The organism is Xenorhabdus bovienii SS-2004 (genome assembly GCF_000027225.1).
In the GTDB taxonomy this organism is placed as follows: Bacteria; Pseudomonadota; Gammaproteobacteria; order Enterobacterales; family Enterobacteriaceae; genus Xenorhabdus; species Xenorhabdus bovienii_C.
In genome coordinates, this window is the sequence record NC_013892.1 from 952468 (window position 1) to 967894 (window position 15427).

Consider the following 15427-nt stretch of genomic DNA (forward strand, 5'->3'; position numbering starts at 1 on the left):
CTAAGACCTGTTAAGATCAGCTAAAAGCCTGCCAACGGAGTTGGCAGGCTTTTATTACCGCACGAAAGCTTGCTTCAATATTTCAAGTAAAGTAGCCTTTAAGACATTGAATCATGAGTACGCACAAGGCAAAGAAAAACAATGTGGAAGCGCCTGATTACCGGGCTGGTTTTCATCATGGCTGTTTTAATACTAACAGTCATTATGCTTGACCGCTGGATTAGCTGGAAAACCGCCCCCTATATTTATGATGACCTCAACCAGCTTCCTGAACGAGAAGTCGGTATGGTACTCGGCACGTCCAAATATTACACATCCGGCGCCTATAACCAGTATTATTTCTACCGTATTCAAGGGGCTGCTAACGCCTACAACAGCGGGAAGGTGAATTACCTGTTACTGAGCGGAGATAACGCCCAACTCAGTTATAACGAACCCATTACAATGCAGAAAGATTTTATCAAGGCGGGAATTCCGGCTTCCAAAGTAATAATGGATTTCGCTGGCTTCAGGACGTTGGATTCCATTGTCCGGACTCGTAAGGTCTTTAATGCCAACAACTTTACTATCATTACTCAGCGTTTCCACTGTGAACGCGCCCTGTTTATTGCCATGCATATGGGCATAGACGCACAATGTTATGCCGTATCTTCTCCCAAGAATATGATGATCATACGTTTCAGGGAAGTATTTGCACGCCTCGGAGCCTTGGCTGACCTTTATATTTTGAAACGGGAACCTCGCTTTTTAGGCCCGTTAACACCGATTCCCAGCGAAACTCTCATCCCGACAGGTATTGAAGGCTATCCTGCCGTATCGCCAGAAGAGTTACAGGAATTGAGGAAAAAGCCCCGCAGTTAATAAACGTAGAAATAGCATAAGAGCCTATTGGATAGGCTCTTACCTTTTCATTTAAACCCTGCCAGCCAGTTTTCTGGTTAAACCACGCCAGAGCTTTTCAATCGGCCCTTGCTGATAACGTTTTAACCACCAGCAGGCAAACCAGATATTGAAAGCCCAGACCAACGGGATAAACACCAGCAATTCCAAACGGGTAAACTGATCAAAAAATTCCCAACGATAAAAAATCGTGGTGCAAATCAAAGTTTGCAGCAAGTAACTGGTCAGCGCCATTCTACCAACTTGTCGTAACCAGAAGTTCACTCGCCAATGGGAAATGATTGGCCAAAAACCATAAATCAACGCGATATAAGCCAATGCCAGCAAGGGCGTCGCCAGTTCGGAGATAGTATGACGAATAGTCCATGAGGCAAAATAGCTGAAGGGATATAAACACTGTATGGACAGAGCAATAACCTGAATGACCATACCTGACGGAAGTAGCCATAATGCTACCCTGCGGTAATGGCTGAGACTAAACTCCCCTTTCAGCCAGCCATTGCGTAGCAGCATCGCCCCACAGAGCATCACCCCAACCATTTGCCAACCATATTGCACGATAACCACTATCATCATGCCACTTACCTGACGAAAACGATACTCGATAGCCAATAACCCACCCTGGGTTTTCCAATGACTTTCATGAAAAATATCCTGCGGTGTTGGCTGCCAGAAGGCACTATTTTCTCCCACTGGAAACAACCCCAGAAGATAAAACATCATCAAACCAAACAGATAAAAAGTAATTCCTTTACCAAACAATCTATGACGAGTATGGATAAAGTGCCATGCCAAAAGACCGACAATACCATATAACAGTAAAATATCACCATCCCACAGCAAGATACCGTGCAACAAGCCAATAACAGCCAGTATAATCAGTCTGGGAATATTCCATTCACGCCCTCGCTGCCATAGTAATTCAAGTGAAGCACCAAATAACAAAGTCAAAATGAATAAAAATTTTCCCTGAGTAAGAAGACTCAGGACAGACCATGTCATCACATCAGAAAATGAGATCGGATCTGTATAAAAAAGATTCATAGAAGCGGCATATGGCAAGGCAAAACTGAAAATATTCAAAATTAATATTCCCAGAATAGCGAAACCACGCACACTATCAAGTGCCTCAATCCGCTGACCCATTACCTCACTCTTTTCCATGATAATAAGAGTTCATCATGATAAGTGCAGGTGACGCACGGCACGCAAAAATTCCTGTCGTGTATTCTGACTAGATTTAAACAAACCGCCGAGAGAAGTTGTCGTCGTCGTGCTGGTCGCATCGCGGATGCCACGGGCTTTCACGCAGTAATGAACAGCATCAATGGAAATGGCAACGTTATTTGTACCGAGCAGCGTTTGCAGTGCAATCAGGATCTGCTGTGTCAGCCGCTCTTGCACCTGTGGGCGCTGCGCAAAAAACTGCACGATCCGATTAATTTTCGACAGGCCAATCACCTTATCCTTAGGGATATAAGCAACCGTGGCTTTGCCATCGATAGTGACAAAATGGTGTTCACAGGTACTGGTCAGCGTGATATCCCTCACCGTTACCATCTCATCCACTTTCATTTTATTTTCTATCAAGGTGATTTTCGGAAAGTTGTTGTAATCCAATCCTGAAAATATTTCATCTACATACATTTTTGCAATACGACTCGGCGTATCCGCCAGACTGTCATCACTCAGGTCGAGATTTAACAGTTTCATAATTTCTGTCATGTGTTCCTGAATCAGTACCTTACGCACTTCTGGTTTCAGAGTTTGTTCACGCAATGGGGTTTCAAGGCCACGGGAGACCAGTGCTGAGTGCACCAGAGCGGCTTCTGTACTTAGGGATGACATCAGTTTCTCCAAGAATAATACTTTCCGTTACTTGACGGGAAATCGAGACGCATATTTTACGCAGATATCTGTGAATCTAACACCTTACATACAATACGGATTCACAAGACACCTGCTGACATGGTATCCACTCGCGTGGTATGTGTTTACATTGTATCTGTGTACAACTCTATCTGCACGTTATCAATATCAATGCGCCAAATTTGGATTACTCACTGTGGATCTGATTGCGCCTGAAGACCAGTAACCCCGCAACGACCAGACCAATAAATGCGATATACAAAGCAGGCTCCAGTTTGCCCGTTAGCCACGTCGAAGTAGCTGAAAACATTGGCCCGACTAATTGCCCCAGCGCATAACCCGTGGTCAGCAGCCCCGCCATATAACGAGCATGATTCGGCGCTAATTCACGTCCATACAACAAGGCCAGTTGCACGACACACATAAATCCCCCTCCCACCAACAATGCCCCGATCACAAGGCCTCCAATACCCGGCAGCACTTCAGCAATCAATATTCCAATCGCCTGAAGCCACAAGGTGATCGCCAAGCGGATTTGAGTAGTCGATACATGGCTCAGCAAAATTCCCAGTACAATGCCGAGTACAGAAGCGCCACCAAATATCGGCCAGACAAATTGTGCAAACAGGCTGTCAGGAAAACGCTCTGTCGCCATTTGAGAAAGGAATGTGGCGGGTAGGATATAACCAAATCCAGCCAGACTGTAACTCCATATCAACCGTTTGATTTCCGGTGTCAGAATAAGTTTTTGGACGTTAGTCTGTGGGCGGTGCAGTTCACCACGACGCGGCAGATAACGACTGACATAGATACTGCATAGCAACGCCAACATGCCATAAATCACCCAAGCCTTGGCCGCGCCCATCGCCCAAGATTGGATACCAACAGCCAGCACACCACTAATCAAAATTCCCATTCCTGTTCCGGCAAAGACAGCGGCACTCAATCTCGGACGATTCAGTTTTGCCAGTTCATCATTTACCCATGCAGCGACCAATACCAACGTCCAACCACTCGCCCAGCCAATAAAGAAGCGAGCAATACTATGCAATATTGGCCCATCCAGCAGTGCCGAAAGCAACGTGATAATCACCGCCCCCCACAGCCCACTCCACAGGCGGTATTCCACGAATCGCTGTGCTCGCATCGCATCATAAGAGCCAGCCAGATAACCAAGGTAATTAAATGCAGCAACAATTCCCGCTCCCGTCAGTGTGAATTGGGATTCAGCGATCATCAGCGGAACTTGTGGAGTAAAAGTGAAGCGTCCTATTCCCATTGCAACAACTAAAGCGAGAAAACCGCTCAATGCAATCTGGAAAGCTTGATAATGACGACGGCCAGAAGTGATAATTTGATTTCTCATAGTGATTAAAAATAATGGGATTAATTGTTTTAATTGACATTATTCAGTTATAACAAATCATAAATATAATACACCTTTTTTCGTAACATTTCGTTCTTTCTCTGATGTGGCAACAATTCCCCATCAAAGCGATCTTTGCCATAATGCGGCCAGCACAGGAATAAACGTTTATCCGCTATTGGCGGCATATTGGGAGTTCTTTATGGATCATTGTCATACCTCAGGCTTAATCTCGCTCGAACAAGCGCTGGAAAAACTATTGGCACAAGCCGTTGCCCTGACTCAAACAGAGACTATCAGCCTGACGCAGTCCGCTGGCCGGATCACCGCTACAGATATTATTTCGCCAATCAACGTTCCCCCTTTCGATAACTCAGCAATGGATGGTTATGCTGTTCGTCTTGCCGATCTAAACGGAAATCAGGCTTTGCCAGTAGCAGGCAAGGCATTCGCCGGTGCACCATTTCAAGGAGAATGGCCTGCCGGCAGTTGCATTCGTATCATGACTGGCGCTCCTATTCCCGCTGGTGCCGATGCGGTGATAATGCAGGAACAGGCTGAAGTTACGGAAACAGATATTCGATTCTCCTATCCCATTCAACAAGGGCAGAATATCCGTACCATTGGAGAAGATATCACTCAGAATGCGGTCGTATTGCCAAAAGGAACCAAACTATCCACAGCACAGTTGCCGGTGATCGCCTCTCTGGGCATTGCAAAGGTTGAGGTTATTCGCAGATTGAAGGTTGCCATTTTTTCTACAGGTGACGAATTACAGGCGATTGGTGAACCATTACAGGCAGGTCAAATTTACGACACTAACCGTTTTGCTGTGCGCCTGATGCTGGAAAAACTAGATTGTGAGGTAATCGATCTCGGTGTGATCCCCGATAACCCTGACGCATTGCGCAATGCCTTTGCCGAAGCTGATAAACAAGCAGATTTAGTGATTAGCAGTGGCGGGGTCTCTGTCGGTGAAGCGGATTACACCAAACCGGTTCTGGAAGAAGTCGGCAAAATCAATTTCTGGAAACTGGCTATTAAGCCCGGCAAACCTTTTGCGTTTGGCAAATTGGAAAACGCGTGGTTCTGTGGTTTACCGGGAAATCCTGTCTCAGCCGTGCTGACTTTTTATCAACTGGTACAACCGCTGATTGTCCGTCTGTCAGGTTTTACAGCATGGCAACCGCCAATGCGCCTCAATGCTAAAGCCATCACACCACTGAAAAAGTCCCCAGGCAGGCTGGATTTCCAACGCGGCACCGCTTCCATTAATGAACATGGCGAATTAGAAGTACAAACCACCGGACATCAGGGTTCCCATATTTTCAGCTCATATAGCCTCGGTAATTGCTTTATTGTGCTGGAACGAGAGCGCGGGCATATTACGACCGGCGAAACAGTGCAAATCGAATTTTTCAACCACTTACTGAAAAACCAATAGGTAACGGGAAAATAATGGTTATCGAGCTCACCGATGAAGAAATCCTGCGCTACAATCGGCAGATTGTCCTGCGTGATTTCGATTTTGACGGACAGGAAAAGTTAAAATCATCCAATGTGTTGATTGTCGGTATAGGCGGTCTCGGCTGTGCCGCCTCCCAGTATCTTACTTCGGCTGGCGTTGGGACAATCACTCTGCTGGACTTTGATGCTGTTTCCCTTTCCAACCTGCAACGACAAATCCTTCATCGCGATGAGCGCATCGGTATACCCAAAGTGCATTCGGCCGCCCAGACACTACGGGAAATAAACCCGCACGTCACCTTACATCCCATTGAGGGATTATTGGATGATCCATCACTGAATGAATTGATTGGCCGACATGATCTTATTCTGGATTGTACGGATAACGTTGCCATTCGCGAACAGCTCAACCGCCTGTGTTACGAGCGAAAAGTCCCTTTGGTTTCCGGTGCTGCTATTCGCATGGAAGGGCAACTGGCCGTGTTTACTTATCAACCGGATGAACCCTGTTATCGTTGCCTGAGCCGGTTATTTGGTGAAAACAGCCTGACCTGTGTTGAAGCGGGCGTGATGGCGCCACTGGTGGGAATTATCGGCTCCCTGCAAGCGATGGAAGCGATTAAGTTACTGACTCAATACGGGAAAGTCAGCCGTGGCAAAGTGTTATTGTTCGATGCCATGACCCTGCAATTTCGTGAGATCAGGCTGCCTAAAGATCCTCAGTGTGAGGTTTGCTAAAGCTAATTTTAACAACAAACCCTATTCTATACTCACTGCCTTTCCTACCTGAAAAAACGTGGGTTAAGGGGAATAAAAATATTGATGATGATTTGATAACGTTGTCTGATGAAAATCAAATTTTCTTACCCGTCTACTCATGTTATAATCACATAAAGACATTACTCCTTTCTTTTATATTTCTTCCTTAGAGTCGTATTCGGGCTATGGTGAGATTTCCCTGATGTTGAATTCTTGTATTATAAAATCTTAATAGATAACATAGTATTATAAATCACCATCAATGATAATATAATATCAATGAGATTATATAATGCAAGAACTGAATGATAAAAAATCAACGGAAGCTGATGCCTTGTTATCCAACATCGCTAAAAACATTGATTTTTTGATTAAAAAGAACAACATAGACTCACAAACTCTGAGCAGATTAACTGGTCTCGGAATTGCGACTATCAACAGCCTCAGACGTGGAGTTGGAAACCCCACTATTGCTACTGTTTCATCAATTGCAGATGTATTTGGTGTGAATGTGGGTGAAATTACCGATGGAAAATTATCTGAATCAAATAAAAATGAAGAAATTATCTCATCAATACCTCTGGTTAGGTATGATGAATTGGATGGTTACGTATCTGGCAAAATAATCACTAAAAATTTATATAAGCTCAGTATTCAGGATAATCATGAAGACTCTCTTTTTGCCGTAGAATTTGGAAATAACCTTTTATTTCCCTATTTTGACAGTAACACCATCGCAATAGTTTCTAAAACCGAGGCAGTTTGTGACAGTGATGTCGTTCTCGTAAAAATTAAAGATGCTCCCATTTGTTTTAGACAAGTTTTTGTCGGCGAAAGTGGAATTTACTTTTCAATATTAGGCATTGAGAACGAACGGAAAACAGTTTTAACGCAGAATTACACAATAATTGGAGTTGTGATTAGATCAATTAGAAACTTAAAATAGGATTTAATTGTGGTTAAGATAATAAGTTTTCTCAAAAAAATATTCGAAACTCGTTATATATACAGTTTGCAAAAATTCGAGCCTATAAAGGAAAACGGATTTTATATCTTGAAAGAACTAGGCACCCATACATGCATAAAAGCAAAAGCAGAAGCAGAAGATATTTTTGAAAGCGATTTGTTATACAATATCAATCCTCAAGATATCATATTTATAGCAAGGTTTGAAGAATATGATATGAGAGAAAAACAAAAATTCAAAATAATAGAGGAGAGAAGAGATCTTTCATTCATCATACAGAATGCATATTCTCGCAGAGAAATTAATGAAAAAGAACTGCTTATAGAACAGAATATAGTAGAAAAAATAGATCCAACGAGTCTTGTGAGAATAGCCTATATGTCAGGATTAAAAGATGGAAGGAAAATATCTGACGAGATCTCAAAAGCTGAAAAAATAAAACCCTCTAAATCCCCAAATTTAAAGGTAATCAAATGACTCAGAATTACCCCACTCATTCAAAGTTTAAGTATGATTCTTTGTTTATTTCTCTATCTGTAACAATAATGATAACTTGTGATGTTCTTGTATATAAAACACTAGACTTTTATGATTTTAAAATTACATTTAGTGGAATTTTGTTTTCGTTTTACTTTCTTATATCCACGATTCAGACAGAGGTTTATGGATACCGGCAAGGTGTAAAAACGGTCTGGATCATGGTGTTATGCCAATCAATCTTTGTCATGGTTATCTTTGTAGCATCGCATATGCAACCCGAAAACAATCAGATATCAATGAATTTTAAGTCATTATTCGGAGAATTTTGGCGTGTTATGGTAGGAACATGGACTTCTGTACCCATTTCTTACTTTATTAACGGATTTGTTATATCCAGCCTGAAAAAAGTCTTTCTTGGCAGGTTCTTTTTCATCAGGTATCTCATTGCCTCGATGACCACTCAGGCAGCTCTTCTGTTATCGGCTTATCCTATAAGCCTCTCTTCAAAATATAATTTCAATGAATTAATAACAATAATCACAACAACATGGTCTTACAAAGTCGTAATGTCCATTATTCTTCTGCCTATAGGGATCATCTTAGCGGATAAAGTCAAAAAACTAGAGTCGGCTGATGTATATGATTGGGGCATATCATATAATCCATTTTTCTTCAGAGGTAATAAAAAATGAAAGTCGTTAATTTGACAGACATACACCTGACCAGAAACAGAGATAAAAAACTATTTGATGTAAATACGTATGATAACTTTGATTTTGTTTGTGAGGAAATACATAGAATACAGAACCTTACTGAAATAGAGTTAATTATCGTGTCCGGTGATATTGCAAATGATGGTGATGTTGAGGCCTACAGATATTTTTTGAATAAAATGGAGTCACTAAAAACACCTTATATTTCCATACTCGGCAATCATGATCTCAATAAAAACTTTGAAATAACACTGGCGGAAGAAAAACCAAAATACATTATTTCCTCCCGTGAATATAACAATGATAATTGGTATATAACTGCCGTCGATACTGTCGTTGAAGGAGAAGATTATGGTTTTATAACTCAAGATAACCTTGCTGAATTAGAAAGAAAAATTATCACAAACAGCAATTTTAATATCGCTATATTTATGCATCATCATGCCATGCCGGTTGGTACGCCAATTGTAGATAGCTGCATGCTGAACAATGCCAAAGCAATACTGGAACTTTGTGAGAAACATAGGGTTAAATTTATTGGTAGCGGTCATGCACACACACCCCGCGTTTGGCATCATAATAATATGACAGCATGTGTTTCTCCTGCTGTTTCATTTCAATGGTTATCAGGCACCAATACAGTGAAAATTTCAAAAGGCTTTGGCTTTAATGTTATAGATTTTTCACCAGATTTATCTATCACTTCATGTATTTATTAATCGTCAATAACGACAAGTAAAAAAGCGCTTCATATGAGGCGCTTACTTATTGGTTGATACCTGATAGGGTACTTTATCGGGGAATTACATCCTTGTATTCACTTCAGCCATTCCGCCCTCAATACGCAAACTGAAAAATAATATTCACTTTTAAGATCATGCGGGCAGAAAAAAGACTTTACTCAGCAATTCCCTGACTTCTCAGATACTCATCATAAGTCCCTCTGAAATCAATCACTTCGTCGGATTTCATTTCTAAAACACGGCTTGCCAATGAGCTAACAAATGCACGGTCATGGGAAACGAAAATCAACGTACCTTGATAAAGTTCCAGCGCAAGGTTAAGGGATTCGATGGATTCCATATCCAGATGGTTGGTTGGCTCATCCATAATCAGAATATTCGGTTTGTGCATCATCAGTTTACCGAACAGCATCCGTCCTTGTTCACCACCGGACAGTACCTTGACCTTCTTCTTGATATCATCCTGACCAAACAACAAACGTCCCAGCGCACTGCGCACGGACTGCTCATCGTCTCCTTCGCGCTTCCACTGACTCATCCATTCAAATACCGTCAGATCGCAGTCAAAATCGCTGGCGTGATCCTGCGCATAATAGCCAATCGTATTATTTTCAGACCATTTGATCGTACCACTGTTCGGCTCTGCTTCACCTACCAGCGTTTTCAGCAGCGTAGTTTTACCGATACCGTTTTCACCAATAACCGCCATTTTTTCGCCAACTTCCATCAGCAGGTTCAGGTTCTTAAACAGTGGTTCGTTACCATAGCTCTTGGTGACACCTTCCAACTCTAGCGCATTACGGAACAGTTTTTTCTCCTGTTCAAAGCGGATATACGGGTTTTGGCGGCTGGAAGCTTTCACTTCTTCTAACTGGATTTTGTCAATCTGGCGAGCACGGGACGTTGCCTGCTTAGACTTAGACGCATTGGCACTGAAACGACTAACAAATGACTGTAAATCGGCAATCTGTGCCTTTTTCTTGGCGTTGTCTGCCAATTGACGTTCACGAGCCTGCGTCGCCGCAGTCATGTATTCATCATAGTTCCCCGGGAACAGACGCAATGCGCCATAATCCAGATCTGCCATGTGAGTACAGACCATATTCAGGAAATGGCGGTCATGGGAAATAATAATCATGGTACTGTTACGTTCGTTGAGCACTTGTTCCAGCCAGCGGATAGTATCGATATCCAAGTTGTTGGTTGGCTCATCGAGCAGCAGAACATCAGGATTAGAAAACAGTGCCTGTGCCAGCAAGACACGCAGTTTCCAACCCGGTGCCACCGCGTTCATCAAACCATAATGCTGATCCACAGGGATACCGACACCGAGCAGCAATTCTCCCGCACGTGCCTCTGCACTATAGCCATCCATTTCACCGTAGGCGACCTCCAGATCAGCCACACGATAGCCGTCTTCTTCGCTCATTTCTGCCAAGGCATAAATGCGGTCACGTTCCTGCTTAACTTCCCACAGTTCCGAGTGCCCCATGATGACAGTATCCAGCACCGTGTAGGTTTCGAAAGCAAACTGATCCTGACGTAGCTTACCCAATCGCTCATTGGGATCAAGACTGACATTACCGGCGGTTGGCGTTAAATCTCCACCCAGGATTTTCATAAAAGTAGACTTACCCGCCCCATTCGCGCCAATCAGACCATAACGATTGCCGTTGCCGAATTTGGCAGAAATATTTTCAAATAGTGGCTTACTGCCAAACTGCATGGTGATGTTGTTTGTACTTAACACAACTTTTGCTCTTAAAGTGGATAAAAGGGAATTTGGAAAAAATCGATAGTCGCGCATTATGACACAACAAGAAAAAAGTATCGCCAGAATACCTCGACCTCTATCTCAAAAACCAAAACACAGACCCCGTTCACATAAAAAAATAAATAAAATTTTCTTATGAAACAACCTGAATTGCCCGCTAAGAAAACATAGAATAAGGCCAATAATTATTATAGACTTTCGATGAATTTTGCGGCTCAACAATTTGATATACCGGAAAAAGAAAATGCAAAAAATCAGATGGGGTATTATTGGTTGTGGTGATGTAACAGAAGTAAAAAGTGGCCCTGCTTTTTATAAACTGGAAGGTTCAGAATTAATTGCAGTTATGCGGCGCAACGCCAATTTAGCAAAAGAATTTGCCAAACGGCATAATGTCCCAAAGTGGTATTCTGATGCCGAATCGCTGGTTAATGATCCTGAAATTGATGCGATATACATTGCGACACCCCCTCGACACACAAAGAATATACTATCCTGGCTGCACAAGCCGGAAAAATAGTATACGTTGAAAAACCCATGGCGCTGACCTTTGAAGAATGCAATGAAATGATCGCTGCCTGTCGTTCTCAGAATGTGCCGCTATTTGTCGCGTATTATCGAAGAGCACTACCAAGATTCCTAAAGATAAAAGAATTAATTGATTCAGGTGCCATTGGTACTCCGCGCATTGTAAATTGCCAACTCTTCAGAGAAATGGAATCCCGCTACCAAGATCCTGATAATTTACCCTGGTTCGTAAAACCAGAAATATCCGGTGGTGGGTTATTTGTCGATTTAGCCTGCCATACACTTGATATATTGGATTTTCTGTTGGGTAAAATCGTTTCGGTCAAAGGGCATGCCAATTCACAGGCAAAAGCCTATCCGGCGGAAGATTGTGTCTCAATGTCATTTATGTTTGAAAACCATATCCAAGGCGTTGGTATATGGAATTTTGTCGCTGGCGACCGTGAAGATAAAGTAGAAATTATCGGCACAAAAGGCAAAATCACGTTTGCGACATTCGGTGATGCAGCTATTTCATATTATGACGAAAATAATCAGCTGCACCAATTCCATTTTAAAAACCCCAAACATATTCAGATGCCATTTATTCAAACGGTTATTCATCAATTGCAGCGCAATGATATCAGTTCATCCAATGGAGAAGCCGCCGCAAGAACCAGTTGGGTTATTGATGAAGTTCTAAAAGAGTATCGAACTGCCCTATACATAAAAAACAAAGAACCATAACCCGTCAGGCCAGCATCGGCTGGCCAAAGTATTTAGCAAGTGTTTGAAAAACATTAATGTTAAAGATGACAACAGGAGAAATAAAAATATATCAACTATCAGAATATTGTTCTGATAGTGAAATAAATTATTAATTTATTACGGAGTAATTGACATCAGTTTATTAACTTCGTTATATCCTTCTTTTTCATAAAAACGAATAGCTTCAAAATTTTGCGACAATACTGTCAATTCCAAATGCGAATAATTGTTTTCTTGTGTCCATTTTTTCATTCCAGCTAACAGTCGCTGACCAATTCCTTGACTTCTGGCATCCTGACTGACGATCAAATCAAAAACATAACCATAAGTTCGTGGTATCAAACAATTAAACGGTGGCGTATTTTGCTCTTGCGCAATGGAAAATCCTTTAATATCACCATTATCATCTTCCGCAACCAATAAATGAAATTTATTATTATCTTTCTAAGAAATAATTAAATTTCTATCCTGCTCCGAGCCTTTTAGCCTATCTGGCTGCAATTCAGCCATTTCACTAAATAAAACGTTATAGAGTGACAAAATAGCGTCAATATCCCGTATGAAAGCCGATCTTATTATCATAATTAGTCCTTAATGCTGAAATTATTGAAAGTGCCACACGGTTTATTATTCCAGCCAATCATGCTCCAAGTAAAGACCTCACTGAACTCTTCCAGCGCGCCAAAGCCGCCGGGTAGTGCCACAAAATCCTCTGCCAGTTCAATCATTACTTTTTAATTATAAGTTACACAACTGATAATACAGTTGAGTTGCGCCTGTTTCGCTGCGAAGATGGCAGCCCTAGATAACATGTTGTAACCGAGGTTTTCTGTAAATGTCTTTTTCCAAACACCGGGCGGCTTCTTTTCCACTGCTTCCTATCGTTTTATTATTACTTTCAATGACATCAATTCAAGCGGGTGCTTCACTGGCCAAAACAGTATTTCATGTCATTGGCGCACCTGGTGTCACCGCCCTGAGGCTGGCGTTGGGGACGATTATTTTATTTCTGATTTTTAAACCTTGGCGTCTGAAATTCCAGCGAGAGTCTCTTATTCCTCTTTTTGCCTATGGCATTTCATTGGGCGCAATGAATTACTTGTTTTACATGGCATTGTCCCGTATTCCTCTTGGTATTGCTGTTGCGCTTGAATTTACGGGGCCTTTAGCTGTTGCCATGTTCTCTTCCCGACGCCCGCTGGATTTCCTTTGGATCGCCTTGGTCATTGCAGGATTAGGTTTTCTGTTACCGGTCGGAGATGGCGTCAGCACACTTGATCCTATCGGAGTCTTATATGCACTGGGAGCCGGTGTTTTCTGGGCACTCTACATTATTTTCGGGCAACGTGCTGGTGCCGGCTACGGGGCTGCAACAGTTTCCATTGGATCATTGATTGCCGCTATGATTTTCTTCCCTGTGGGATTGATACAAACTGGCCCTGAGTTACTGTTTGATCCCTCGTTGCTGCCTATTGCACTAGGGATCGCCATTTTATCTACCGCATTTCCCTATACACTGGAAATGATTGCCCTCACCCGATTACCTGCCAAAACGTTTGGGACATTAATGAGCCTTGAACCTGCCTTGGGAGCATTATCAGGGATTATCTTCTTGAATGAGCATTTGACGATGACTCAGTGGATCGCCCTGTTCTGTATTATTTTCGCTTCAATAGGCTCTACCTCAACCATTAAGCGGAAAACTAAAATAGAAAAATTAGAATAATCAATATGAAGGGTATATCAACTATCAATGTAATAGAGACAAGCAATATGACTCCCGGAGAGTTATCAACTAATCTTATTTCATCCGATGAGATAACTCATTATACGGCATTAAGGGAACATCATTATGAGTACAGCAAAATTAATCAACCCCAACACTTCCCACCTGATTTATACCCGCAACAACGTTAATAAAGATGTAAAGCAGAGATCGATTACTGCCCTGAATCATATGGTGATCCACTTTATCGACCTCTCCATGATGACTAAACAAGCCCATTGGAACATGCGTGGCAGAAACTTTATTGCCATCCATGAGATGCTTGATGGTTTCCGCACTGCTCTCACTGATCACCTTGATACATTCGCAGAACGTGCAGTTCAATTGGGCGGCACCGCGTCAGGAACCGTTCAGGAGGTTCACAGCCGAACCCTGCTGGAAAATTACCCAACGGGCATCCATGATGTGCAGGATCACTTAAAAGCATTGGCAGACCGCTACGCCGTTGTTGCAAATGATATCCGTCGGCGATTGTTAATGCAGAAGATGAAGATACGGCGGATATGTTTACCGCAGCTTCCCGTGATCTCGACAAATTTTTATGGTTTATCGAAGCAAATATTGAGCAATAAATAAAAATATTATTTTTCATTATCTTATGGCCGCATCTGCGGCCTTTCTGCATCACGGATAATCTCCAATAAGAAAAAACATCGAAAAATAGCCGCTACAATGTCAAAGATTAGACTAACCTTTAAAAAAATCATTTTTCTCTCTATAATCTCTTTTTGATTTAAAAATCAACATGAGGACGCTATACGATGGATACCGAAGTCAAAGATTCTAACGGCGCATTATTAAATGATGGTGACACTGTTCAGGTTATCAAAGATCTGAAAGTCAAAGGTACTTCTAAGACGCTGAAACGCGGCACATTGATCAAAAACATTCGTCTGACTCACCGTGAAGATGAAGTTGAATGTAACTCAGATAAAATCAAAGGATTAGTGCTTAAAACCTGCTTCTTAAAGAAAATTGGATAAATAGCAGTTACAAACCGATTTTTGCTTAAAGGATAAATAATATTAATTATTATATTATTTATCCTTTTTCATGAAGAAACATAATAATATTCAAACAATAACATTAGAAAATTTATAATTAAGACTAACTTCGGCAAATGTTAATCCCTTCCTCATAGCTATCCAATAACTTTCAAGTTGCAGCACAATGGAAAATAAACGAATTCTCAAAAACATAAGTAATTATTTGGATTGTAATTGACAGAATAAATTTAATTATCTCAGTGATACTTTCCTATCTGGTTTGCTATATTACTTATCAGCAAACACCAAATAGAAAAATCTATATAACAATAATACATCTCA

14 protein-coding genes and 4 pseudogenes are annotated in these 15427 nt (G+C 41.7%); 12 read left to right on the forward strand and 6 right to left on the reverse strand.

Annotation, left to right across the window (positions count from 1 at the left end; all coding sequences use genetic code 11):
- Positions 1-141 precede the first annotated feature (141 nt).
- A complete protein-coding gene (sanA, locus tag XBJ1_RS04055; protein WP_012987505.1) occupies positions 142-861 on the forward strand; it encodes an outer membrane permeability protein SanA in 720 nt (239 codons plus the stop codon).
- A 51-nt stretch (positions 862-912) separates the two neighbouring features.
- Here the strand turns inward: sanA and yeiB are convergent, their stop codons facing one another.
- From yeiB to XBJ1_RS04070, 3 genes are all read right to left on the reverse strand, one after another.
- Positions 913-2064, reverse strand: coding sequence for a DUF418 domain-containing protein YeiB (yeiB, locus tag XBJ1_RS04060; protein WP_038198381.1), 1152 nt, complete (start codon positions 2062-2064; stop codon positions 913-915).
- A gap of 15 nt (positions 2065-2079) precedes the next feature.
- Positions 2080-2748: a GTP cyclohydrolase I FolE gene (folE, locus tag XBJ1_RS04065; RefSeq protein WP_012987507.1), complete on the reverse strand. Its 669-nt coding sequence runs from the start codon at positions 2746-2748 to the stop codon at positions 2080-2082.
- A 208-nt stretch (positions 2749-2956) separates the two neighbouring features.
- The gene (locus XBJ1_RS04070; RefSeq protein ID WP_012987509.1) at positions 2957-4135 is read right to left on the reverse strand and encodes a YbfB/YjiJ family MFS transporter; all 1179 of its coding nucleotides are present in this window, start codon (positions 4133-4135) and stop codon (positions 2957-2959) included.
- Between the two features lie 202 nt (positions 4136-4337).
- On the opposite strand from XBJ1_RS04070, the gene moeA reads away from it, so the two are divergent.
- The 6 genes from moeA to XBJ1_RS04100 all read left to right on the forward strand — a co-directional run bounded on the left by moeA (position 4338) and on the right by XBJ1_RS04100 (position 9240).
- Positions 4338-5579, forward strand: coding sequence for a molybdopterin molybdotransferase MoeA (gene moeA / locus XBJ1_RS04075; protein WP_012987510.1), 1242 nt, complete (start codon positions 4338-4340; stop codon positions 5577-5579).
- A gap of 14 nt (positions 5580-5593) precedes the next feature.
- A complete protein-coding gene (moeB, locus tag XBJ1_RS04080) occupies positions 5594-6340 on the forward strand; it encodes a molybdopterin-synthase adenylyltransferase MoeB (RefSeq protein ID WP_012987511.1) in 747 nt (248 codons plus the stop codon).
- A gap of 313 nt (positions 6341-6653) precedes the next feature.
- Positions 6654-7307: a helix-turn-helix domain-containing protein gene (locus XBJ1_RS20565; RefSeq protein ID WP_012987513.1), complete on the forward strand. Its 654-nt coding sequence runs from the start codon at positions 6654-6656 to the stop codon at positions 7305-7307.
- Between the two features lie 108 nt (positions 7308-7415).
- The gene (locus tag XBJ1_RS04090) at positions 7416-7805 is read left to right on the forward strand and encodes a hypothetical protein (RefSeq protein ID WP_143827625.1); all 390 of its coding nucleotides are present in this window, start codon (positions 7416-7418) and stop codon (positions 7803-7805) included.
- Positions 7802-8500 carry a VUT family protein gene (locus XBJ1_RS04095; RefSeq protein WP_012987515.1) on the forward strand — a complete coding sequence of 233 codons (699 nt, stop codon included), beginning with the start codon at positions 7802-7804 and terminating at the stop codon, positions 8498-8500. Before XBJ1_RS04090 ends, XBJ1_RS04095 begins: the two co-directional genes overlap by 4 nt.
- A complete protein-coding gene (locus XBJ1_RS04100; RefSeq protein ID WP_012987516.1) occupies positions 8497-9240 on the forward strand; it encodes a metallophosphoesterase family protein in 744 nt (247 codons plus the stop codon). The genes XBJ1_RS04095 and XBJ1_RS04100 overlap by 4 nt, the downstream gene beginning before the upstream one ends.
- Positions 9241-9418: 178 nt before the next feature.
- On the opposite strand, the gene XBJ1_RS04105 is transcribed toward XBJ1_RS04100, so the two are convergent.
- Positions 9419-11014 carry an ABC-F family ATPase gene (locus tag XBJ1_RS04105; RefSeq protein ID WP_038198382.1) on the reverse strand — a complete coding sequence of 532 codons (1596 nt, stop codon included), beginning with the start codon at positions 11012-11014 and terminating at the stop codon, positions 9419-9421.
- 268 nt (positions 11015-11282) lie between these two features.
- Here XBJ1_RS04105 and XBJ1_RS22310 point away from each other — a divergent pair.
- Positions 11283-11593 (forward strand): annotated as a pseudogene (locus XBJ1_RS22310) (Gfo/Idh/MocA family protein); the annotation flags it as partial.
- A gap of 12 nt (positions 11594-11605) precedes the next feature.
- Positions 11606-12292, forward strand: a complete 687-nt coding sequence (locus tag XBJ1_RS04110) for a Gfo/Idh/MocA family protein (RefSeq protein WP_230578687.1) — start codon at positions 11606-11608, stop codon at positions 12290-12292.
- Between the two features lie 138 nt (positions 12293-12430).
- Here the strand turns inward: XBJ1_RS04110 and XBJ1_RS04115 are convergent.
- Together XBJ1_RS04115 and XBJ1_RS19445 are read right to left on the reverse strand one after the other, a co-directional pair.
- Positions 12431-12736, reverse strand: a pseudogene (locus XBJ1_RS04115) (GNAT family N-acetyltransferase); the annotation flags it as partial.
- 182 nt (positions 12737-12918) lie between these two features.
- A pseudogene (locus XBJ1_RS19445) lies at positions 12919-13041 on the reverse strand (LOG family protein); the annotation flags it as partial.
- Positions 13042-13148: 107 nt separating this feature from the next.
- On the opposite strand from XBJ1_RS19445, the gene rhtA reads away from it, so the two are divergent.
- The 3 genes and pseudogenes from rhtA (at position 13149) to XBJ1_RS04130 (ending at position 15082) form a co-directional block, all read left to right on the forward strand.
- On the forward strand, positions 13149-14039 hold the full coding sequence (gene rhtA / locus XBJ1_RS04120) for a threonine/homoserine exporter RhtA (RefSeq protein WP_012987521.1): 891 nt from the start codon (positions 13149-13151) through the stop codon (positions 14037-14039).
- 126 nt (positions 14040-14165) lie between these two features.
- A pseudogene (dps, locus tag XBJ1_RS04125) lies at positions 14166-14671 on the forward strand (DNA starvation/stationary phase protection protein Dps).
- A gap of 189 nt (positions 14672-14860) precedes the next feature.
- Positions 14861-15082 carry an alkylphosphonate utilization protein gene (locus XBJ1_RS04130; protein WP_012987524.1) on the forward strand — a complete coding sequence of 74 codons (222 nt, stop codon included), beginning with the start codon at positions 14861-14863 and terminating at the stop codon, positions 15080-15082.
- Positions 15083-15427: the final 345 nt, after the last annotated feature.

What these genes read in the sequence shown, in the direction of transcription:
- moeB (WP_012987511.1), top strand. Translation starts at nt 5,594, where the DNA reads ATGGTTATCGAGCTCACCGATGAAGAAATCCTGCGCTACAATCGGCAG.
- rhtA (WP_012987521.1), top strand. Translation starts at nt 13,149, where the DNA reads ATGTCTTTTTCCAAACACCGGGCGGCTTCTTTTCCACTGCTTCCTATC.
- XBJ1_RS04095 (WP_012987515.1), top strand. Translation starts at nt 7,802, where the DNA reads ATGACTCAGAATTACCCCACTCATTCAAAGTTTAAGTATGATTCTTTG.
- folE (WP_012987507.1), bottom strand. Translation starts at nt 2,748, where the DNA reads ATGTCATCCCTAAGTACAGAAGCCGCTCTGGTGCACTCAGCACTGGTC.
- yeiB (WP_038198381.1), bottom strand. Translation starts at nt 2,064, where the DNA reads ATGGAAAAGAGTGAGGTAATGGGTCAGCGGATTGAGGCACTTGATAGT.
- XBJ1_RS04110 (WP_230578687.1), top strand. Translation starts at nt 11,606, where the DNA reads ATGATCGCTGCCTGTCGTTCTCAGAATGTGCCGCTATTTGTCGCGTAT.
- XBJ1_RS04070 (WP_012987509.1), bottom strand. Translation starts at nt 4,135, where the DNA reads ATGAGAAATCAAATTATCACTTCTGGCCGTCGTCATTATCAAGCTTTC.
- XBJ1_RS04130 (WP_012987524.1), top strand. Translation starts at nt 14,861, where the DNA reads ATGGATACCGAAGTCAAAGATTCTAACGGCGCATTATTAAATGATGGT.
- sanA (WP_012987505.1), top strand. Translation starts at nt 142, where the DNA reads ATGTGGAAGCGCCTGATTACCGGGCTGGTTTTCATCATGGCTGTTTTA.
- moeA (WP_012987510.1), top strand. Translation starts at nt 4,338, where the DNA reads ATGGATCATTGTCATACCTCAGGCTTAATCTCGCTCGAACAAGCGCTG.
- XBJ1_RS20565 (WP_012987513.1), top strand. Translation starts at nt 6,654, where the DNA reads ATGCAAGAACTGAATGATAAAAAATCAACGGAAGCTGATGCCTTGTTA.
- XBJ1_RS04100 (WP_012987516.1), top strand. Translation starts at nt 8,497, where the DNA reads ATGAAAGTCGTTAATTTGACAGACATACACCTGACCAGAAACAGAGAT.